The 20,519-nt window shown below is 40.5% G+C and carries 19 protein-coding genes; 4 read left to right on the top strand and 15 right to left on the bottom strand.

What is annotated here, in order from left to right; all coding sequences use genetic code 11:
• Positions 1-32: 32 nt before the first annotated feature.
• From BSG1_RS01065 to BSG1_RS01045, 5 genes are all read right to left on the bottom strand, one after another.
• On the bottom strand, positions 33-326 hold the full coding sequence (locus tag BSG1_RS01065; RefSeq protein WP_006834922.1) for a hypothetical protein: 294 nt from the start codon (positions 324-326) through the stop codon (positions 33-35).
• Positions 327-343: 17 nt separating this feature from the next.
• Positions 344-871, bottom strand: coding sequence for a DUF4362 domain-containing protein (locus tag BSG1_RS01060; protein WP_006834921.1), 528 nt, complete (start codon positions 869-871; stop codon positions 344-346).
• A gap of 3 nt (positions 872-874) precedes the next feature.
• Complete coding sequence (locus tag BSG1_RS01055) at positions 875-1,366, bottom strand: RNA polymerase sigma factor (RefSeq protein ID WP_006834920.1); 492 nt, start codon at positions 1,364-1,366, stop codon at positions 875-877.
• A 1,106-nt stretch (positions 1,367-2,472) separates the two neighbouring features.
• Entirely contained in the window at positions 2,473-3,390 is a 918-nt protein-coding gene (locus BSG1_RS01050) for an NAD(P)/FAD-dependent oxidoreductase (RefSeq protein ID WP_006834919.1), read from the bottom strand.
• A gap of 81 nt (positions 3,391-3,471) precedes the next feature.
• Positions 3,472-4,104 carry a class I SAM-dependent methyltransferase gene (locus tag BSG1_RS01045; RefSeq protein ID WP_044022305.1) on the bottom strand — a complete coding sequence of 211 codons (633 nt, stop codon included), beginning with the start codon at positions 4,102-4,104 and terminating at the stop codon, positions 3,472-3,474.
• Between the two features lie 200 nt (positions 4,105-4,304).
• Here BSG1_RS01045 and msrA point away from each other — a divergent pair, with 200 nt between their 5' ends.
• A complete protein-coding gene (msrA, locus tag BSG1_RS01040; RefSeq protein ID WP_006834917.1) occupies positions 4,305-4,832 on the top strand; it encodes a peptide-methionine (S)-S-oxide reductase MsrA in 528 nt (175 codons plus the stop codon).
• Positions 4,833-5,013: 181 nt separating this feature from the next.
• Here msrA and BSG1_RS01035 read toward each other — a convergent pair whose 3' ends face one another.
• Positions 5,014-5,685 carry a 5'-methylthioadenosine/S-adenosylhomocysteine nucleosidase family protein gene (locus BSG1_RS01035; RefSeq protein WP_006834916.1) on the bottom strand — a complete coding sequence of 224 codons (672 nt, stop codon included), beginning with the start codon at positions 5,683-5,685 and terminating at the stop codon, positions 5,014-5,016.
• Between the two features lie 328 nt (positions 5,686-6,013).
• Between BSG1_RS01035 and BSG1_RS01030 the strand changes: the two genes are divergently transcribed.
• Positions 6,014-6,199 (top strand): hypothetical protein, encoded by a 186-nt coding sequence (locus BSG1_RS01030; RefSeq protein WP_044022158.1) that lies wholly within the window; start codon positions 6,014-6,016, stop codon positions 6,197-6,199.
• A 141-nt stretch (positions 6,200-6,340) separates the two neighbouring features.
• Here BSG1_RS01030 and BSG1_RS19985 read toward each other — a convergent pair whose 3' ends face one another.
• Positions 6,341-6,445: a YjcZ family sporulation protein gene (locus BSG1_RS19985; protein ID WP_083802809.1), complete on the bottom strand. Its 105-nt coding sequence runs from the start codon at positions 6,443-6,445 to the stop codon at positions 6,341-6,343.
• 338 nt (positions 6,446-6,783) lie between these two features.
• Between BSG1_RS19985 and BSG1_RS01025 the strand changes: the two genes are divergently transcribed.
• On the top strand, positions 6,784-8,004 hold the full coding sequence (locus BSG1_RS01025; RefSeq protein ID WP_006834913.1) for an MFS transporter: 1,221 nt from the start codon (positions 6,784-6,786) through the stop codon (positions 8,002-8,004).
• A 615-nt stretch (positions 8,005-8,619) separates the two neighbouring features.
• Here BSG1_RS01025 and BSG1_RS01020 read toward each other — a convergent pair.
• The 6 genes from BSG1_RS01020 to BSG1_RS00990 form a co-directional block, all read right to left on the bottom strand.
• On the bottom strand, positions 8,620-9,480 hold the full coding sequence (locus BSG1_RS01020; protein ID WP_006834911.1) for a CvfB family protein: 861 nt from the start codon (positions 9,478-9,480) through the stop codon (positions 8,620-8,622).
• Positions 9,481-9,690: 210 nt separating this feature from the next.
• Positions 9,691-10,929: an MFS transporter gene (locus tag BSG1_RS01015; protein ID WP_044022157.1), complete on the bottom strand. Its 1,239-nt coding sequence runs from the start codon at positions 10,927-10,929 to the stop codon at positions 9,691-9,693.
• Positions 10,930-11,241: 312 nt separating this feature from the next.
• Entirely contained in the window at positions 11,242-12,075 is an 834-nt protein-coding gene (locus BSG1_RS01010) for an STAS domain-containing protein (protein ID WP_006834909.1), read from the bottom strand.
• Between the two features lie 184 nt (positions 12,076-12,259).
• On the bottom strand, positions 12,260-12,772 hold the full coding sequence (locus tag BSG1_RS01005; protein ID WP_044022156.1) for a YhcN/YlaJ family sporulation lipoprotein: 513 nt from the start codon (positions 12,770-12,772) through the stop codon (positions 12,260-12,262).
• Positions 12,773-12,896: 124 nt separating this feature from the next.
• Complete coding sequence (locus BSG1_RS01000; protein WP_006834907.1) at positions 12,897-15,146, bottom strand: poly(ethylene terephthalate) hydrolase family protein; 2,250 nt, start codon at positions 15,144-15,146, stop codon at positions 12,897-12,899.
• A 462-nt stretch (positions 15,147-15,608) separates the two neighbouring features.
• Positions 15,609-15,887, bottom strand: coding sequence for a YkvA family protein (locus BSG1_RS00990; RefSeq protein WP_006834905.1), 279 nt, complete (start codon positions 15,885-15,887; stop codon positions 15,609-15,611).
• 247 nt (positions 15,888-16,134) lie between these two features.
• Between BSG1_RS00990 and BSG1_RS00985 the strand changes: the two genes are divergently transcribed.
• Positions 16,135-17,733, top strand: coding sequence for an ABC-F family ATP-binding cassette domain-containing protein (locus tag BSG1_RS00985; protein ID WP_006834904.1), 1,599 nt, complete (start codon positions 16,135-16,137; stop codon positions 17,731-17,733).
• 49 nt (positions 17,734-17,782) lie between these two features.
• On the opposite strand, the gene BSG1_RS00980 is transcribed toward BSG1_RS00985, so the two are convergent.
• Both BSG1_RS00980 and recQ read right to left on the bottom strand, forming a co-directional pair.
• A complete protein-coding gene (locus BSG1_RS00980) occupies positions 17,783-18,073 on the bottom strand; it encodes a hypothetical protein (protein WP_006834903.1) in 291 nt (96 codons plus the stop codon).
• A 226-nt stretch (positions 18,074-18,299) separates the two neighbouring features.
• Positions 18,300-20,423, bottom strand: coding sequence for a DNA helicase RecQ (gene recQ / locus BSG1_RS00975; protein WP_006834902.1), 2,124 nt, complete (start codon positions 20,421-20,423; stop codon positions 18,300-18,302).
• Between the last annotated feature and the right edge of the window lie 96 nt (positions 20,424-20,519).

Raw genomic sequence — 20,519 nt, 5'->3', positions numbered from 1 at the left:
TATATCAATTTTTTCTGCAAATTGAAATCTTATTACCAATCTTGCTCTTCTGCGATATTCTTTTCTTGCAGGATTAAATCACCATCTTTATGAAGACCGAACCTTATATGATAGAATGTTCCGACCTCTATGCGAGACCACGCATCCTTGTTTTCCATCAGAATGGAATATTCTTTATCAACAGCTGCAGACAAAAATGCAGGTGGAGTTCTTAAGTATACCTCGATAAAAGTTTTGTCTCCTTTTTCCATTTTCCCGAGGATTTCTGCTTTGGAGAATGCTTTTTCAACTATATCTGGAATCCATAGCAGGTCTATGTCAATCAATCCGGTCGATCCCTTTTTTACACATTTAGCAGAAAGATTTTTTTGTAATCACGTTCTTTCTCTTCTACAATAGATTGACATACATATGATTCAATAAATTCTCCATCAACTGTACTCTCAACTTCTATTTCTTTTCCATTGTAGAAAAGCTGATTTACAAATTCCTGGCCTTCTATGCCATACTGGACAACATTGATTGAAGTTGCTTTCCTCTTGTCAATATCTTCTAGAAAACCTTCAAAGTCCTCCAAGTTTTCCACTCCATCATAATGCTGAATGACGTCCTTATACCCTGACTGACCGAAAACCTTTATCCCTCCGTTCATAGACACATAGAGAATAAACAACATAAGACAGACAACAAGCAGACTTCCCAGGGAGAGCCAAAACCGTCGTATAAGGCGCTGTTTCATGGTCATATTTTCATGCAGGATGACCTGATCCATTAAGTTTTGATGCATTTCACCTTTATTCTTCTCACTTATCTGGCGGAGCGGCATACTTTTTAATTTCGCATCCAAATCATCATTTTTCTGATTGTTCATCGACTACCCTCCCAGTTGTTTAGATAAGGCTGCTTTTGCCCTGTGATAAGTTGACCTGACTTTACCCGGCGGCCAGTTTAACACTTCTGCTGTCTCATCTACGGTAAACTCCTTGATTCCCCTTAAAATGAGGACATCCCGGTAAGTGGTTTTCAGCGCTTGAATGGCGTTATAAAGTGCTTGAGTTTCTTCACTTTCCTGATACAAAGTTTCCGGTGTCACATCATTTTGAGGTTCATGAAATGCTTGAAAAGATATTATCCTCTTCCACTTTTGGCTTTTCATTTCATCGATGGCCAGGTTCCGGGCAATACTGAAAAACCATGTTTTGGGGCTGGCATTTCCTTTGAAAGAATCGACTCCCTTGATCGCCCTGACAAATACCTCCTGCACCATGTCTTCCACATCACTCTTCCCTGTCCGGTAAATCAAGAAGTGAAACACATCATCACTATATTGATGAAACCATTCTGAAATTTTCTCTTGGTTAGACATGATTTTCTCCCTTTTAAAAACGTTATCTATTCATTAGACGATATCATCCTTATTTTATCGCACTTTTGTAGAGAGTTTTTTTAAAGTTTTATAATGCTGTACTTCCTGAAAACAAGGCTTGTTAATTATTAGTACGATTAGCTGGGAATCGTACCACTACAGGAGGAATTCGAGTTTATATTGGGACGATTAGCTGAGAATCGTAACACTACAGGAGGAAATCCGAGTTTATAATGGCACGTTTAGCTGAGAATCTTACCACTACAGGAGGAATTCGAGTTTATATTGGGACGATTAGCTGAGAATCGTAACACTACAGGAGGAAATCCGAGTTTATAATGGCACGTTTAGCTGAGAATCATACCACTACAGGAGGAATTCGAGTTTATATTGGTACGATTTGCTGAGAATTGTACCACTACAGAGAGATTCGCAGTTTATATTGGTACGATTTGCTGAGAATCGTACCAATACAGAGGGATTCTGAGTTTATTTTGGTATGATTAGCTGGGAATCGTACCACTACAGGAGGAATTCTTATTTATATTGGTACGATTAGCTGAGAATCGTACCAATACAGGAGGAATTCGTGTTTATATTGGTACGATCAGCTAAGAATCGTACCACTACAGCAGGAATTCGTGTTTATATTGGTACGATTAGCTGAGAATCGTACCACTACAGAGGAATTCGTCTTTATAATAACAATTAACAGAGAAACGTATTCCTACATGAAGAATCTGAAGCTTACAATATATGAATACTAAAATCCATACAGTTTATATTCAGTACATACATAAAAATAAAGTTACTTCAAAAAGTATGTGGCTGTACTATATAAAAGGGAGTTCCATTCCAGCTCACGACTCCTCGGAGCGGGCGTTAAGCCCCGGCTTCATAAAAAGCGGAAGCGTCCGTTCAGCGACATAAAGATTTGACCGCTTCCGCATGAGATAAAGGGAGTCACGAAGACCGATAGCTTCGATGCGAAAAGCGATCTTTTCACGAAGCTAAAATTAGAGAATCTATTTGTCGGTCTTCTTTCATATAATAAGACAGCAGGAAAAGGTTTTTTACTTATGGTCAGCCGAGCACTCAAAAAATGGCTATGAAAAGTCTTTTTCAGAGAGCAATTTTTTATGGATCCAGATAGCTGCGATGGAACCGTCGCCCATAGCGGCAGAAACTTGTTCAGAGTGAGCGACGATGTCACCAGCTGCCCAAACACTCTTCACATTGGTTTCTTTAGAACGTGGATCTGCATTGATATGCTTATTGTCCATGATTTCAACGCCGAGCTGTTCAGCGAGTTCAGTATGTACCTTATTTCCACCAAAAGCAATAAATCCTCGTTCTCCCTCTACTTTTTCACCATTTTCAAGAAAGATTCCTCTAAAATCACTTTCACCTTCGACAATCGCTTCTGAGATAGTTCCTTCGACATATCGGATGTTCCTATCCGTCAGTTTTGCTCTGGTATCCTCAGGAATCTCCCTGCTTTCATGGTTGACAAAGGTAATGTCATCAGTCCAGTAATTGAGTGTTATAGCCATTTCAGCCCCTGTTTCACCAGAACCAAGAATCACGACTTTTTTATTTTTCACCTCATAACCGTCACAATCAGGACAGACATATACAGTCAAACCAAGACAAGGTTTAAGGTTTTCGATTTTCGGTATATTATCCATGACTCCTGTTGCCAGAAGGAGCTTTCGGGCGACATAATGCTTGCCATCTTCTCCATCCAGAATAAATTCGCCTTTATCGTTTCTTGCCTTAACTATCCGGTCAAACTGAAACTCTACACCATAAGATTCAGCCTGCTGCCTGCCGAGGGAACGAAGCTGTTCACCACTGACCCCATCCGGCCAGCCTAAAAGGTTATGATAGCATCTGCAGATGGTTGAGCGGCCGTCATTCGAATCAACCACCAATATGTCGTGTTGATATCTCCCAAGCTGAATAGCTGCCTGCAAACCGGCAATTCCGCCTCCTACAATAATGCAATCGTACGTTTTTTTCATCAGGGGTCCTCCTCAATTGGTACTCAGTTGGCCAAAGTTAGAATAGTAATAGCATTAAGCTTAGCAAAAAAGAATATTCCTTTATACTATTTCTTTTTTCCGCAAAATCATTGACTGAAACGCGAATTTCGAGTCCACACTTTCAGGAGGAAGCACAACAAAATTTTCAATCGTAAAGTAATTTAAAACAAGTTTTTGTATCGACTCTGAGGAGTAAAAGGAGAAAAACCTTTTTGGCTCATATACATCATCCTCCCAGATCCCCTCATGGTCTTCCCCTCCGTACACTCCCATATAGAAAAGACCTCTTTTATTTAATAATGCGTGAATCTTCTCAAGAATTTCTTCAATATCTCCCTTGGGCACATGCAGCAGAGAATTCATCGCCCAAACAGCATCAAATTTCCTTTCGCCAAACTGGAGCTCATCAAAGCTCATCACCTTTGCTTCGATTCCTTTTTGGATGCAAAGACTTACCATTCTCGGAGAAATATCAATAGCTAGTGGATTGATTCTATTCTGTTTAAAAAACAGGCTGTCCATGCCAGGTCCCGCGCCTAAGTCCAATAAAGCTTCTTTTTCATCTTCTTTTAACCAGGAGAGGAAATTTTTACGCTCTGCCTCCTTCCATTCAGGACTCTTCTTTTCGTTACGAATGTTTGCTTGTAGGTCATAACTCTTTTTAAAATTATCTTTCAGTTGCTGATTGATCATGAAATTCCCTCCAGCATCCAATATCTTTTCATACATTCATGACTATTACCTTCTATTTTTCAGACCAAACTTCCTTTGCTTTCAAAAAAATACTATTTACAAGATATTTTCATTGTAGTGTTTCATAAATGGTGATAAAATTCCATTATCGTTTAACGCTTTAACAGACGAAAGTATAATTCCGGGAGTGTGCCTTTAATATGAAACAAACTGAAAAAGCTACATTTGCAGGCGGCTGCTTTTGGTGCATGGTAAAACCCTTCGATCAGATGCCTGGTATTGAAAGTGTCATTTCCGGCTATTCCGGCGGACACGTGGAAAATCCAACGTACGAGGATGTTAAAAAAGGGGACAGCGGTCACTATGAGGTCGTCCAGATCACATTTGACCCATCACTGTTTTCCTACAAACAATTACTTGATCTATACTGGCCGCAAATTGACCCGACAGATGATGGCGGTCAATTTCAAGACAGAGGCGATTCATACCGAACAGCCATCTTCTATCATAATGAGGACCAGCGTGAATTAGCGGAGGAATCCAAAAAAGAAATAGCAGAAAGCGGCAGGTTCAAAAAACCAATCGTCACTAAGATCCTCCCAGCAGTAACATTCTATCCTGCTGAAGAATACCATCAGGATTTCTATAAAAAAAGCCCAGAAGAATATAAAGAAGATCGTGCCAAATCCGGCAGGGATGAATTCATAGAAAAACATTGGGATCAATGATGAAAAGGGATAAAGATTTTCCCTTTTCTCTTGTGGAGTAGGAAAACTGAATTCACAAGATTACTATCAAGGCAAATCGCATATTTTAGACAACGAAACCACAAAAAATGCAGAGGGTCTAGCAACCTCTGCATTTTTTATAATCTAATGACCTTTTTCTTCAACTTAAGCTTAAAGTTATTTATATAAATCTTTTTAAATATTCATCAAATATTTTGTTCATAACTTTAGGTGTGTTTTCTAAATAAACATTAATTTGTTCAATGTTTGATTCGAATTTTTCAGAGTTACTTTCTTCTGTTGGAAAATCAGATATTCCTTTTATAATAATGCACTCAACATCATTCTTCTTACAAATATAAGCAATTGCACCCGCTTCTGTATCGGCTATTATTATTTCGTTTTCTCTAAGTTCTAAATAGTCCTTCCACATAACTACTGCTTTATCAGCGGTGCCAATTGTTCCGGTATAAAAATCATTTCCATATTTCGATAGATCAATATCGACTATGAAGGATTGTTTAATAAAAGGCTCAATTTCTTTTACTGTGCAATCATATTGAACGGCTTTATCGGGTACAAAAATATCCAAATTACTGAACTTATCATCTATTCCTGCACATGTTCCAGCAACGATTACTTTAGTTAAATTAAATTTAGAAATCATATACTGAGTACCACCAACGCCATTTACTTTTCTTACACCGGTACTATAAAAAACAAGCTCAGTATCATTAATGGTTCTCATGAAATACTCGCCATAAGGATAACCGAAACGTTCGTTATCTTTTATGCCGAAATATTCCAATGTCGCTTCATATTCCCACTTTGTTGCTATACTTATTCCTATCAACGTCTCATCACCCTACAAATATAATTTGTCACTATTGAATCTATACACGGTCTGGATTTCATTGTGATCAATATCCTTCTATACTCTGTCCATCAACAATTCGTTATTTATATGTAAATATCCTTTTTTACTAACCTTGTCTAGTTACATTCACCCTATTGAAGATGAAGCTGCTCTCTATAATACGGTGTTTCTCCTTAAATAGGATTTCTTTTCTTAATTTCACGCTTACGTATCCCTCCTCCACACTGCTCTCACCCCATTGACACCTTTTTCTAATGAGAACCGCCACAATGGACATACTATTGAAAAAGAAAGGATGATTTCAATGAAAAAAGAGCAACCTTCTAAAGCGTCTGGGGAAAAACGGATGGGGGCCTTTGCGGGGCATGGTGCATACCTTGATGTCAACGAACCGCATCCCGGCGACTCGGTAAATGAACATCAGGATCTGGAATTTGCAAACGAAATCATCGGCCGGGAAGAAATCAAGCAGCAAAACGATAATTTATAGGCTTTCATATTGCTTTGGTGATCTCCGATTAAGTATGTAATCTTAATGAAGAGATTTAATAGCATGAAACCAGAAATACTAAATAACCGTTTATCCCCTTATTTAAGAGAACCCGGCAAACCACCGGGTTCATTTTTCTGCTTAGTATCCGTAGTTTCCTAATGCTCCAGCACCAACAATGATCAACAAAATAAACAATACTACGATTAACGCAAAGCCGCCTGCGTATCCATGTCCTCCACTCATATCAATGACCTCCTTATAATTTACTACCTAAATAACATATTCAGTTACAGACAATCTGTGCGGGCAGATCGGTCTATTTCCTGCTGAATAATTTGTATACGCTAATTAGTACAATATGGTAAAATATTTTCAGATTAATTAAAGGAGGAATACACATGTCAAAAACATTCACTTCATTTCCATTCCATCAAGGAGGAGTGAACGGTTAATTCTGCCTATAAAGGCTGTCTTCGTATATAAGTAACCTTTATCAACCATGATTACGAAAGAGCCTGACTGATTAACAGCACACTCCTGCCTTCTATTTAAAAAATCAATAGAAACAGGAGAATGTTAAATTGAAAAAGAATACAATTGCATCACATAATATCAGAGCTTTATTTTGGGTCCAGTTTTTTGGCACCATCAGTTTCCTGCAGCCAGTCATTACACTTTTTTATATGGAAAGAGGATTGGATTCTTCAAACATCCTAATCGTATTGATGTTTTGGAGCGGTGCGGTGTTGATTGGAGAAGTGCCAACCGGTATTTTTGCAGACCGATTTGGGGCAAAAACTTCATTCATAACGGGTTCTATCCTTAAATTTCTAAGCATCGGTTTGTTATTGTTTGCTTATGAACCTTGGATGTTCTTTTTGTACAGTGCTTTGAACGGATTTTCAGTCACATTCTTTTCCGGTGCAGATGAAGCACTGATTTATGATTCGCTAAAAGAAAGCGGCGAAAACGACTTCATGGATAGAGCGATGGGAAAAATACAGTCTGCAGGATTTATTTCTTCTATCTTCGCCGTACTTTTTGGATCCTATCTTGCAAAAGATTTAAGAGACGATCAATTTCAATTGTTAATCGGGCTTTCACTGGCTTTTCACATTGTTGAAATTCTATTTGTTCTGACTGTAAAGAATCCAACGATAAAAAGTACGTTTCGTGAAAACCCTTTTTCTCAGGTGAAAGAAGGAGTGGCGGTCATTCGCAAGGCACCACAGCTTTTAATCATGTTCCTAAATGTCACACTCGTCTTCATCCCTGCCGGTGCTGTATACGGCTACTTTGATCAGCCGCTGATGACCGATGCCGGACTGCCTGTTTATTTGCTAGGTGTTATGTATGCCTGTTCAGCCCTATTGGGTTATTTTGCATCTAATTCAATTGGGTGGCTGACTGGTAAATTCACGAGGATTTTCCTCATGCATGCTACAGGATTGTTTGCGGTTGCCGGACTGCTGCTCTCAGCCTTGTTGTCACAGTCACTGTGGGTGGTCGTCGGGGCATTCTTTGTTCTGAAATATGTCAGGGCCATCCGCTACCCGATTTATTCGCAGCTTAGCAACGATATAATTCCTTCAGGCATCAGGGCAACAACCATTTCCTTGCTTTCAATTGTCGACTCGGCACTTGACCTGCTTGTATTCGGAATTCTGTCTATTGTCGCCTTGAACGGATACGAAGCTGTACTATTTGGATCTGCTGCAATAGCGCTTATCGGTACACTTTTGCCAATAAGAAAAGTGAAGAAAGATGTATCGGATGCCGTGTTGTCTGCAGTGCAGAAATAATACTTTTTTAGAAGCCATTTAGTTGGCTTCTTTTTCGTTTTTCTGCCGATTTGACGCTGCCGATTTTTGGAAAACTATATTCCATCGTGGCTTTCGACCGGTTTGACGCTGTCGATTCAACAAAAACTAGATTCCACCGGGGCTTTCTGCGGCTTTGACCATGCCGATTTCTCTAAAACTAAATTCCACCCTGTCTTTCGCCCGCTTGGACCATGTCGATTTCTCCAAAACTAAATTCCACCCTGTTTTTCACCCACTTTGACACGGCCGATTTCTCAAATACTAAAATCCACCCTGTCTTTCGCCCGCTTGGACCATGCTGATTTCTCCAAAACTAAATTCCACCTCGTCTTTCTGCCTCTTTGACCATGCCGATCCCTCCAAAACTAAATTCCACCTCGTCTTTCTGCCTCTTTGACCATGCCGATCCCTCAAAAACTAAAATCCACCTCGTCTTTCTGCCGCTTTGACCATGCCGACTTCTCAAGAACTAATTCCACCGGTTCATACAACCACATAAAAAACCACGATTCATCCAAAATAATAGCCCCACCTCAGAACCCACATCCAATAAAAAAACCGCAAAGGCCAACGCCAATGCGGTTTATAACTTACTTACTTCTTATAATAAGTCCAGCCCTCTTCTTGATAGACACGGCCTTCCTTCAGCAATTTACCCATCGCCCTTTTGAATGATGCCTTACTTAATCCAAGCTTGTCTTTGATTTCTTCAGGCTGGCTCTTGTCCCATAGAGGCATTGATCCTCCGCGGCTGTCCATGTAATCAGTGATGATGTCAGCGTCTTCGCCCATTTTGTCCTGTTTCAACGGTAGGAACGAGACATTCAAGCTTCCGTCTTCTTTCACATCGATGACGCGGCCTTCAACCAGTTCGCCCAGCCTCGGTTCCTGCCTTCTTTCGTTTTCATGAACAAAGCAGCGGTATCCCTGCTCAGAAATGAAGAATGTCCCGACTCTAAGCAAACGGTATACGCGGCCTTGAACTTTGGCTTTCATCATATCTTGAGAGGCTCTTCTTGCAACTTGGCCAATGATATCTTCGGTAGCCAATTTCCCATAAAGACGGCCGTTTTTATCCGGTCTAAGCGACAAATACAGTTTGTCACCCGGTGCTGGCCATAGATCTTCATAGATGGGAAGATCGTCTGAAGAGACTAGAATATCTTTCTGGAGTCCGATATCCACAAAAACGCCCAGCCCTGAATTCACATCCACCACTTCAGTCCAGGCATAGGAACCGATCTGGACCTTAGGTATGTTCATTGTAGCCGTCAACCGAACTTCTTTATCATGATATAAAAAGACCTTTACTTCATCCTCGACTTCTATTTCACCTTCTACCTGTGAATAGTGCAATAGCACGTCTTCCTCGCCATTAGTTAAAAAATAGCCAAAATCCACTTCTCTATCTACCGTTAACACTTGGACAGTTCCGGCTTCCAATTCTTTTACCATTACTTTTTCCTCCTAATATCAATGTTCTTCTTTATCTTTACCCTAGGCTCTTTTCTTAAACTTTGTTGCTATTTTAAGTGAAAAAGAAAAGACTACTTTCCATGTTCAGAAAAAAAACCTTGTATCCTGGGAAAAATCCGGCCCTTGGGATTTTTCCGAAAGCAACACTCTACGACAAAATATCCTTACCCAAACACCTGAAGCTTTACATTAAAGAGTATGATATTCTCTTATTTCTTTATCTTTTGGCAATAACCATGTCAGCACTCCGAACAAGGGCAGGAAGCTGCATAAAATCATGACAAAACGTATACTGAACATGTCCGCAAGACCACCAAACAGCACTGATCCAACCGCTCCCATTCCAAAGGCCAGTCCCACTGTTAAGCCGGAGACCATCCCAATCTTTTGGGGCAATAATTCCTGTGCATACACAACTGTAACACTAAAGCTGGATGACAGGATAAACCCGATCAAGAAGAAGACCGGAATCACAACCGTAAGCGGCAGATAAGGGAGCAGGATTGTGAGGGGTGCAGAGCCCAGCATAGAAAGAAAGATAATATTTCTTTTCCCAAATCTATCTGCCAGCGGTCCCCCTAAGAAGGTTCCCAATACACCGGCAATCATGAATGTAAAGATATACAGCTGTGCCTGCTTGATCGTAAGGCCATAGTCTTCAATTAAATAAAATTGATAAAAATTTGAAATGCCTGCCCCATACCAAGAACGGGCAAACACGAGAAACACAACTAGAACCATAGCTAATTTGATTTTCTTATGTATGACTTTTTTTATTTTGGCTGTTTGATTCCCGCTCTTTTTAATTATGTCATTTTCAACATCCAGCCTTCTTTTATACCATTGAGAGACGCGAAACAGGACAATAATCCCCATGCCGGCCGCTAATGTAAAAAGCAGTGCACCTTTTTGTCCAAGAGGCACAAAAATGAAAGCTGTGATGAGGGGTGCCAATGATTGGCCTGTGTTGCCTCCGACTTGATAGATTGACTGTGCGAGTCCGCGCTTACTGCCAGCTGCAAGATAGGCCACCCTCGATCCCTCAGGATGAAAAATCGCTGAACCGAAGCCAATAAATAAAACGGAAAGAAGCAGAAAAATAAAATTGTTGGATAATGCAAAACCAACGAGTCCGATTAAGCTTGACAACATTCCGAGCGGGAGTAAAAACGGACGGGATTTTACATCTGCATAATAACCAAAAACAGGCTGAAGCAAGGAAGAAGTCATATTCAGGACAAAAGCAATCCAGCCAATCTGTGTATAGCTCAAGCCCAGTGATTTTTCCACTATCGGAAACATCGCCGGAACAACGGCCTGCAGCGTATCATTAATAAAATGACCCGAACTGATGGCCAATAATACACCATAAATGGTTGCCGTTCTCCTCGTCTCCTCCTTGCTGAGAGTTTGGGCCAAGTCATTCATCTCCTGTTCATTGTTCACTTATGTTATTCGTAATTAACTTTTCAAGTATAGCTTACTTAAGGACAATAGAAAATAATAACCTCTTAATCAATTAAAAAATGGCTGTTTCGTATTCGGAAAAATCCCACCGGATTTTTCCCCTGAGTACAAAGAATTCTCACTGAAAAGGGAGAGCAGCTCTTTTCTTTTGTTGTATACGGGATATTTCCTAGGTGTTATTGCTGTAATTTTGAAATTCCTATTAAATAGCAGCAATGTTTATGAAAAGAGCATCAAAAAAAGACCGGTGACAGGATACCCTGTCACGCAGCCTCACGTATTAATCGTTCCATTAATTGTATTGATTGCCTGTTTCAAACTGGAGTATGTGTGGATTTTTTGAAAATCGATTCCCAGATTTACCACAGTTTGAACGATGTCCGGTGTCATACCGGTCACTTTTGCTTCCACACCGATTAATTCCAATGAATCGATCAGCTGGAAAATGATTTGGGCGACATATGTGTCAATGATCGGTACACCTGATAAATCAAGAATGAAATAATTCACTTTCAACTTCGCACTTTTTTCGAGGGCTTTTTCCAGCATCAGTTTCGCTCTGTTTGTATCTATATCTCCAACCAGCGGCAGAACAGCTATCTTATCGGATATCGGAATGACAGGCACAGATAATTCAAATAGAGCTTCCTTCGAATTTTTTAATTGATCGGCCTGGTAATCTACAAATGGAAGACTGAAATAACATGTAACATCACCGATATCTGTTTCCAGAATGTTCAATATATCATAAAAGCCATCGATGGATAGCTCATGCTTTTTCGCATGGGCCTTAAGTAATTCTCCTATGATATTTCTGTATTCCGGAAATTCATTCAGCATTTCTTCCAGACTTGTGTTTAATGTGGCGCATTCAGTGCCAGCTTTTTTTCCCCATGCTTTGAAATTCTGCTTGCGTTCATCTTCCTCCAATACAAAAGACTCCGCAAATAAATGGACCAATTCCTCTCTCATCGTCAGTAAATCATTTGAAATGGATTGCATTTCAGGATACTTGTTATTTTGTTTTTCCGTAACTTCTTGGGCAAGTTCACTGCTCTTACCATGGATCAAGCGGCTGAATTCTTCGTATACTTTCTTTTCAGACATTAAAACACCCTCTTTGTACTATTCTCTACAATTTATATACTTAGTTTCACTATTAAAGTGTATATGAAGATTACAGGTAGTTTCAAATGATAGTGTTCACTATTCCTATCTTCTATCTCGGATTATTGCAAAAAAAACAAAGAAAACCCTTCCCGAGCTTTGTCAGGAAGGGTTTGGAACTTTCTTAATCAACATTAGGAAAAAGCTTTGAAACTCTTTCACCAATACGATCACCAAGGTCTTCTACCGGGCCGCCTCTATGCACCTGGTCACGGTATGTTTTCATGTTTCTGACCAATTCACGGTCATTGGTCACGTATACATTTTTAATATTACCGTTGACACTTTTCACTGCTTCTTCAACTTTCTTATGTACATCATCACCAATATGAGTTTCAAGCCGGTTTTCAAGAACGACAGCTGCGTAGGCTTCATCACCTTTGGTATAAACATAAGCCCGCTCAATCTCATACAATTTCATCACTTTATTGGCCATTCTATCCATCATGCCATATGTAGGATCCGCTGGATTTGCTTCACCGTATATATTATTTTCACCTGTATTGGTTGTATTGTAGCGTACCTGCTGCACACCCATTCCGCCTTCTTCTCCATCCTGGCCGAGACTATCATCGTTGAAATTACAGCCAGCCAACATTATCGATGACGCAAATAGGACGATTAGTAACTTTTTCATAACGTGACCTCCTTTGTTCTCACCACCTAGAGTTCCCAAATCGAAAGAAATTCATACTTGTTTTTAATTGAAGGTCAGTATTGATCCCACTAAAGAAAGACAGGGGCCGCGAAGCCTCTGTCCTCTAATGAATAGCTTTTAATACACCGATTTCATCAAGAAAGATTTTACCTTGATCCGTCTTATCAAAGACGAACTCTATTTTATTTACCCGATTAATATCTAATCCTTGTGCGGTGAATTTTGCAATGGGTATATGAAAGGTCTGAAGTACCGGTTCATGGGTATTTCCATATCTCGATTTTTGATAGAACCATGTCTTTGTATGCTGAATATGAAGGGCGGGTGCCAAAGGAAGCGTTTCACTCAGCGACACTTCTGCACTTTGCCCATTATTCATTTTCAGTCTTACTGTGAAGTCAGCTGCTTCTTCCACTTCTTCTATACTTGCAGCTGAAAAGGTCAGGGAGTCAGCTTCATTGATTCCTGCCTTCTGGAAGTAGCCATCAGGGAGTGTCAATTGGTATAAGCCGGAATTGGAATAACTCTCATCCCATTTCAAGTAAACTCCATGATTTTTTCTTTCATTGCCTTCCCTGGATTCCAGTTCGCCTTCGCTCCAGTATTTCAGCCTTGATGCTTTAAAAGTGATGTCGGAATCATTTCCTGTTGTCAGGTCATAATCATTTTCATAATCATTGATGACACGAAAGTCATTGTCGCTGTATCGATTGACATATATGGTGTCAGGCAGCCACTGCAGTGCATAGCTGTAATCTTGAAACAGCGGTTTATATTCTGTCTTCTCTTTCAAAGTCGCATCCAGAAAAGCAGATATATAGGTTTTGGCAATTTGTCTCTGCTCTTCCCCTTCCAGAAGAGGCTTTTTGTTGATGAAAAGATTCATCGGCAGCGTTGTATCATTATCACCCCAGACTGTATTGAACTGGCCGTGATTGGCTCCATGAATATAGAGGGAGGTTTTCATCCAATCATTTTCATCAGTGAAAGTTAGATCATTGTACTGGCGGTCGCCGCTGAACTCTGAAACATCACTGTCATAGGACCCATGCAGTAGAAGATAATTTACGTTTTCCATCTCGACAGGCTTATCACTCAATGTAAAATAATCCGTTGGCGCAATCGCTATTATGGATTTTATCTTATAATCAAAGTTAAAGGTGACGATCCCGTTATTAGGGTAACGGTCAAGCTTGTTGAATTCTGTCGCCACAGCAACGGCTTGCCCACCCCTTGAGTGCCCCAGCAAAGCAATATTGTCAAAATCGACTTTATTATGCAACGGCATATTTTTTATCTCATTAAATTCTTCAAACTGATTTAAATGTTTCAGCATCAGCCATGCTCTTGTGCTTATTTCATTATTCAGGCTGCCGGACCAGGAAGAGGTATTCAGAAAGTTTTCATCTACTGAAACGGCAATATACCCCCTGCTCGCCAAGAGTTCGCCCAGATAGGCGTACCCCTCGTCAGAGAATTCTTCCATAATATGATTGCCGTGCACCATTAAGACGAGCGGAAATTCACCGTTTCCTTCAGGCATCCAAACGGTTCCATTTAACGGAATTTCCGCACGGTCAAACCCCCAAAACCATGTCCTGTACTTATCCCACCCTCCAGTGACGAAGGATGCATTCACCGTATCCGTTCTATATTCAACACCTTCAGCAAACTGAGGTCTTCTCTTGTCCGTACCACTTCCATAAGTAAAAGTTCGAACCTCATAGACTCCCTTTTGAGAGGGATTTCCGACCTGTAGTGGTTTGGGAACGACTGGATTTTCAGCAGTAGGAAATCTATTAAAACCAGGCGCAATCAACCAAAAGGCGAATCCGGCTATAGTGAGCATGCCGAGTGTCAGTACCAGCAAAGAAGAAAATTTTCTTCTTTTTGAATTCAGCCAAAATCCAACAGCCCCTCCTGCAACAACACCGTATCCAACCAGAACAAAACTTAACGGCAGAATTTGATGCGTGCTTCTTACTTGTGATAATAGAATAATCATTAAAATTGCTGAAGATAGTATAACTGCCAGAAAACGGTTATTGATTCTTTTAAAAAGTAAAATAACAGGGTAGATCAAAAAGGGACTGATGCTTGCTGCCAGTACAACTGGTATGAAGACAATCACAAAATCAACTGTAGAACCGAGCCCTGTTTCAAGCCCAATTCCAAAAAGAGCAGCAAACAGGCCGATAATGATAAAGGCTCCTGCAGCCGCTCCCTTCCAAGCCTTCCGGGAAGCCGATTCAACACTCAACCAGGCTCCCGATGCACATTGTTTTGCACGTTGAAAGATGGTTTTCTTTTTCTTTATTTCAACTATTTGTTCTAATTCCTTATTCGGTTCCATAAATGAATCCACCTTTTTTAATCTCCAAAGCCATTATAACAAACATAAAGTTCCTATTTCGTTAAAAATTTTGTAAACTTAGCAGTCCTTAGCAAGAACTTACTGCCAAAAAAGCTGCTCCCATTTCCGGGAACAGCAAGCTTGCCTCATTCAGGTTCTTCAAAAACCTTTACGTTCTCTTCTTTATGGCGGCGATTCATTTGATGACTCTTCTTCCTGTACTCTTTGGATTTGAAAATGATATCTAAAGCATTATCCTCGGGATACATTTCCTGTGCTGAAATATAAAGGTCCAACCGTTTGTGGTTGATTTCGGACCTAAAACAGAGTAGTTCCCCATCTTGTCCGACCTTTTTCGATAATGCCAAACTCTCCCTTTCGACCTCACCTTAACATTGTCGGCCATTGTAAACTGAGCAACCTTGTCTCTTACAGGATTGTGAGATTCACGATTCCCACGTTTTAAAGGGTAACATCATATTTATCCTTCAACTCATCCGGCGCCATCTTAACGATTTGCTGCAGTATCAAGGTGAAAACAGCAATATCATCGATTATGCCAAAGATGACCAGCCAGTCGGGAATCACATCGAACGGCAGCAGGATATAAATAAGAAGCAAGCCTACGGAAAGCAGCTTCTTCCACCCCTTTACAGCCGGGGATTTAAAAAACGCGACCAGAAATGGGACTGATCTCCTGACATTAAATAAAAATTTCAATCTGCTTAAAAATCTAGCCATGACTTTCCCTCCTTCTACAACACTTATCTTTTATATACCACAATGCAAAAATATTATTTTACGTTTATGGAGATCTTTTTATTTTTGGGGAATGAAGAAGCTTGATACTCTTTCCTTCAGCCCTTTAGAATACTTTACCAGAAAGCCCGCCTTTTAGGCAGCATCTTTTCTTCCATCTATATAATGTGAATTTATCGCAGGAACATGTTATAATCTTTTAGATAAGATTGATGGAGGTAATAACTAAATGATTCAAGTATCAGATGTAAGTCTGCGTTTTGGTGATCGTAAATTATTTGAAGATGTAAATATAAAATTCACGGCAGGTAACTGTTACGGATTGATCGGGGCGAACGGTGCAGGTAAATCTACATTCCTGAAAATCCTTTCTGGTGAAATCGAGTCTCAGACGGGTAATGTATCCATGACACCGGGTGAGCGTATGGCCGTGTTGAAACAGAACCATTTCGAATTCGAAGAGCATGAAGTATTGAAAGTGGTCATCATGGGTCACGCCCGTTTATTCGAAGTCATGCAAGAAAAAGATGCAATCTATATGAAAGCTGATTTTTCTGATGAAGACGGCATGCGTGCTGCCGAGCTTGAAGGCGAGTTCGCTGAATTGAACGGTTGGGAAGCAGAATCAGAAGCTGCCATTCTACTTAAAGGCCTTGGCATCGGCGAAGAACTTCACACGAAGAAGATGGAAGACCTAACGGGTGGAGACAAAGTGAAGGTCTTGCTTGCTCAAGCGTTATTTGGCAAACCTGACGTCCTTCTATTGGATGAGCCTACCAACCACTTGGATATCGCTGCAATCCAATGGCTTGAGGAATTCCTGATTAACTTCGAGAACACGGTTATCGTGGTATCCCATGACCGTCACTTCTTGAACAAAGTATGTACACATATCGCTGACCTTGACTTTGGAAAAATCCAAGTCTATGTCGGAAACTATGATTTCTGGTATGAATCCAGCCAGCTGGCTACCAGAATGGCTCAGGATCAGAACAAAAAGAAAGAAGAGAAAATCAAAGAGCTTCAAGCATTTATCGCCCGTTTCAGTGCGAATGCTTCGAAATCCAAGCAGGCAACTTCCCGTAAGAAGCTTTTGGATAAAATCACGCTTGATGATATCAGACCTTCTTCCCGCAAGTATCCGTATGTTCACTTCAAACCTGAACGCGAAATCGGAAACGATTTGTTAAGAGTAGAAGGCATCTCAAAAACAATTGACGGTGTTAAAGTTCTGGATAATGTAAGCTTTATCATGAACAAGGATGATAAAATCGCATTGGTCGGCAGCGATGAAATCGCGAAAACAACCCTGTTCAAGATCCTTGCCGGGGAAATGGAGCCGGACAGCGGTTCTTACAAGTGGGGCGTGACGACTTCACAAGCCTACTTCCCGAAGGACAACTCCGAGTACTTCCAAGGCAATGAGCCTAACTTGGTTGATTGGTTGAGACAATATTCTCCTAATGATCAAAGTGAATCTTTCTTGCGTGGATTCCTTGGCAGAATGTTATTCTCTGGAGAAGAAGTCATGAAAAAACCAAGCGTACTTTCCGGTGGAGAAAAAGTCCGCTGCATGCTTTCCAAAATGATGCTAAGTGAAGCGAACGTTCTTCTTCTCGACGAACCGACGAACCACTTGGATTTGGAATCCATTACAGCGCTGAACAATGGTCTTGTAAATTTCAAAGGTTCCATGATCTTTGCTTCTCATGACCACCAGTTCATTCAAACAATTGCAAACCGCATTATCAAACTCGACTCTGAAGGCATGATTGACAAACAGATGACTTATGATGAGTTCCTTGAAACTACAGCGGTGAAAAGTTAATATTTTTGTGAAGCGGCCTTTCCCTTGGGAGGCCGCTTTTTTGGTCCCTTTAAATTTTAATGGACTTCATTTCTTCTTTTGCCTCCTTTTCATCCTTTACAAACCTTTTATAGGACTTTATTTTTTCTTCTGCCTTCTTATCGTACTTTACAGCCTTTCTATAGGACTTTAATTTCTCTATTGCACCCTTATCGTCCTTTACAGCCTTTCTATAAGACTTTATTTTTCCTTTTGCCACCTTATCGTACTCTACATACCTTTTATAAGACTTTAATTTCTCTTTTGCACCCTTATCGTCCTTTACAGCCTTTCTATAGGACTTTAATTTTTCTTTTGCCATCTTATCGTCCTTTACAGCCTTTCTATAGGACTTTATTTTCTCTTTTGTCTTCCTATCGTCCTTTTAGACCTTTTATAGGACTTTATTTTTCCTTTTGCCACCTTATCGTCCTTTACAGCTTTTCTAAGGACTTTTATTTTTCATCTTGCTCACCTCCACAACACTTTCTACTGCTCTTAAATTAACAAAAATACACGCCCAGAAACCTGAGCGTGTGTTGCATCCTTTATTTAATAGCCATAACCCGTTCGTGCATGAATATTTTAATTTGAAAGTAGCTTATTTCATCAGGAAGTTCCTCCTTGATGGGTTTAAGCTTATCGGGGCCGGCCTTTTCAATCGCTTGTTGTATCATTTTTCGTTCTTCTTCCGTTAGGAAATTGTCGGTGTTCACTTCCATTTCCTCTTCGATGCTCTGAAGAATATGATTCTGGACAGTGGTCAAGGAAAGGTTTCTTTCTTCTGTGATTTTTACAAGATCCATTCCTTCCTTAAACATGTTGTACGTTGTTATGAACGAAGGCTCTTCTCCATTTTTACCTTTTGTCGGGGATGGATCCTCATCCTTCATGTCGTCTGCTTTATATTCTGCTATTGCCTCATTAAAGCGTGAACCATATTTGTCATTTTTATGGGATCCGACACCCTTTACTTCAAGGAATGAAGCACTGTCTGTTGGGAGTCTTCTGCACATATCGCGCAGGGTTTCATCTGAGAAAATGACAAATGGAGGAACCCCCTCTGAATCTGCCAAGTCTTTTCTTATCGCCCTCAGAACTTGGAATAACTCATCGTCTTCCTGATGTGTTACTTTCCCTGCTTTCATTGTTTCTTTTCGTGTAACTTTTTCTTTTCCTTGAAGGACATTCTTTCCTCTTTCGCTGACTTTCAGTATAGGGAACGTCCCGCTGACGACATTGATATATTCTTCTGAAATTAAGAAGTCAATGAACAGGCTGATATCCTTTTGTTTCTGAGCTTTCATCAACCCATAAGTAGACAGCTTTTCAAAGCCGAATTCTCTAATTTTTTTATTGTTGGAACCGGCAAGAACCTGACTGACCAATGAGTTTCCGAATCTTTCTCCCATCCTGATCATGCACGAGAGAACCATTTGTGTCTCTCTTGTTACTTCCACCGCCTGCCGGTCATCTGTGCAATTACTGCACTTCCCGCATGGAGCAGCATCTTCTTCTCCAAAGTAATGCAGGATGAATTCCTGAAGGCACCCCTCCGTATGGCAATAGTCCACCATTTGTCTGAGTTTAAGGAGTTCCTGGGTATGACGCTCGGGATCAAGTGTGTTTTGCGAAATAAGGAAACGTTGTATTTGAACGTCCTGCGGTGAATAAAGGACGAGACATTCGCTTTCCCCGCCGTCCCGTCCGGCTCTTCCTGCTTCCTGGTAGTAGCTTTCCATATTTTTTGGAAGTTGATAATGAAGGACATACCTGACATTGGATTTATTGATTCCCATTCCAAACGCATTGGTTGCGACAATGACCTGCAAGTTATCTTTGAGGAACTCTTCTTGCATCTCATTACGCTGCACATCACCCATGCCGCCATGATATTTCCCAACCGATACTCCCTGTTTTTTTAATTTATTGTATAAAGAATCGACTTCTTTTCGGGTTGCCGCATAGATAATTCCTGATTCATCCTGATTCGCCTTCACATACTGGAGCGCAAATTGACTTCTGTCCTGTCCCTTAATCACTTTGAAAGATAAATTCTCTCGTGAAAAACCGGTGATAAAGGTATTCTCTTCTTCTATTTCAAGGGAAGCACAAATATCGTTCTGGACTTGAGGAGTGGCTGTTGCTGTAAGGGCAAGTACCACGGGATTGCTTGGCAGTCCCTTCAACAAGTCTTTGATTTTCAAATAACTCGGTCGGAAGTCATGTCCCCATTGAGAAATACAGTGAGCTTCATCGACTGCAACCAGCGGGATGGGCAAGTTCCGCAAGTATTGAACAAAATATGGTGACTCCAACCGCTCGGGTGCAATATAAATCAGCTTGTACACCCCTAGTTCAGCTTCACTCAAACGTCTTTCTATTTCAGCCTGGGTCAGCGAACTGTTTATAAAAGTCGCGGAAATCCCTGTCTGGTTCAATGCATCCACTTGATCTTTCATCAAGGAAATCAATGGCGAAACCACAAGAGTGATCCCTTCCAATAAAAGTGCTGGTATTTGGTAACAGATGGATTTCCCGCCACCTGTTGGCATGATGCCGGCTGTATTATGTCCAAACAGCACACTTTGGATTATTTCATCCTGGCCGGGCCTGAAGTTTTCATATCCGAAATATTCCTTCAAGTAATTTCTTGCATGAAAAATATTCATTGCGTTTAAAACTCCTTATTTACAAACTGTTAGCTTGTTCGAATTCTCTATAGTACCATTATAAACCCCATAAGCGTTGAGGTCGATGGAAGCTCA

Source organism: Bacillus sp. SG-1 (assembly GCF_000181495.1).
GTDB lineage: Bacteria > Bacillota > Bacilli > Bacillales > Bacillaceae_B > Rossellomorea.
This window is presented reverse-complemented; position numbering and strand designations above follow the sequence as displayed.

Coding starts and splice junctions, on each gene's coding strand:
- BSG1_RS01060 (WP_006834921.1), bottom strand. CDS start 871: ATGAACAATCAGAAAAATGATGATTTGGATGCGAAATTAAAAAGTATG.
- BSG1_RS01055 (WP_006834920.1), bottom strand. CDS start 1,366: ATGTCTAACCAAGAGAAAATTTCAGAATGGTTTCATCAATATAGTGAT.
- BSG1_RS01050 (WP_006834919.1), bottom strand. CDS start 3,390: ATGAAAAAAACGTACGATTGCATTATTGTAGGAGGCGGAATTGCCGGT.
- BSG1_RS01045 (WP_044022305.1), bottom strand. CDS start 4,104: ATGATCAATCAGCAACTGAAAGATAATTTTAAAAAGAGTTATGACCTA.
- msrA (WP_006834917.1), top strand. CDS start 4,305: ATGAAACAAACTGAAAAAGCTACATTTGCAGGCGGCTGCTTTTGGTGC.
- BSG1_RS01030 (WP_044022158.1), top strand. CDS start 6,014: ATGAAAAAAGAGCAACCTTCTAAAGCGTCTGGGGAAAAACGGATGGGG.
- BSG1_RS19985 (WP_083802809.1), bottom strand. CDS start 6,445: ATGAGTGGAGGACATGGATACGCAGGCGGCTTTGCGTTAATCGTAGTA.
- BSG1_RS01020 (WP_006834911.1), bottom strand. CDS start 9,480: ATGGTAAAAGAATTGGAAGCCGGAACTGTCCAAGTGTTAACGGTAGAT.
- BSG1_RS01015 (WP_044022157.1), bottom strand. CDS start 10,929: ATGAATGACTTGGCCCAAACTCTCAGCAAGGAGGAGACGAGGAGAACG.
- BSG1_RS01010 (WP_006834909.1), bottom strand. CDS start 12,075: ATGTCTGAAAAGAAAGTATACGAAGAATTCAGCCGCTTGATCCATGGT.
- BSG1_RS01005 (WP_044022156.1), bottom strand. CDS start 12,772: ATGAAAAAGTTACTAATCGTCCTATTTGCGTCATCGATAATGTTGGCT.
- BSG1_RS01000 (WP_006834907.1), bottom strand. CDS start 15,146: ATGGAACCGAATAAGGAATTAGAACAAATAGTTGAAATAAAGAAAAAG.
- BSG1_RS00990 (WP_006834905.1), bottom strand. CDS start 15,887: ATGGCTAGATTTTTAAGCAGATTGAAATTTTTATTTAATGTCAGGAGA.
- BSG1_RS00985 (WP_006834904.1), top strand. CDS start 16,135: ATGATTCAAGTATCAGATGTAAGTCTGCGTTTTGGTGATCGTAAATTA.
- BSG1_RS00980 (WP_006834903.1), bottom strand. CDS start 18,073: ATGGCAAAAGAAAAATTAAAGTCCTATAGAAAGGCTGTAAAGGACGAT.
- recQ (WP_006834902.1), bottom strand. CDS start 20,423: ATGAATATTTTTCATGCAAGAAATTACTTGAAGGAATATTTCGGATAT.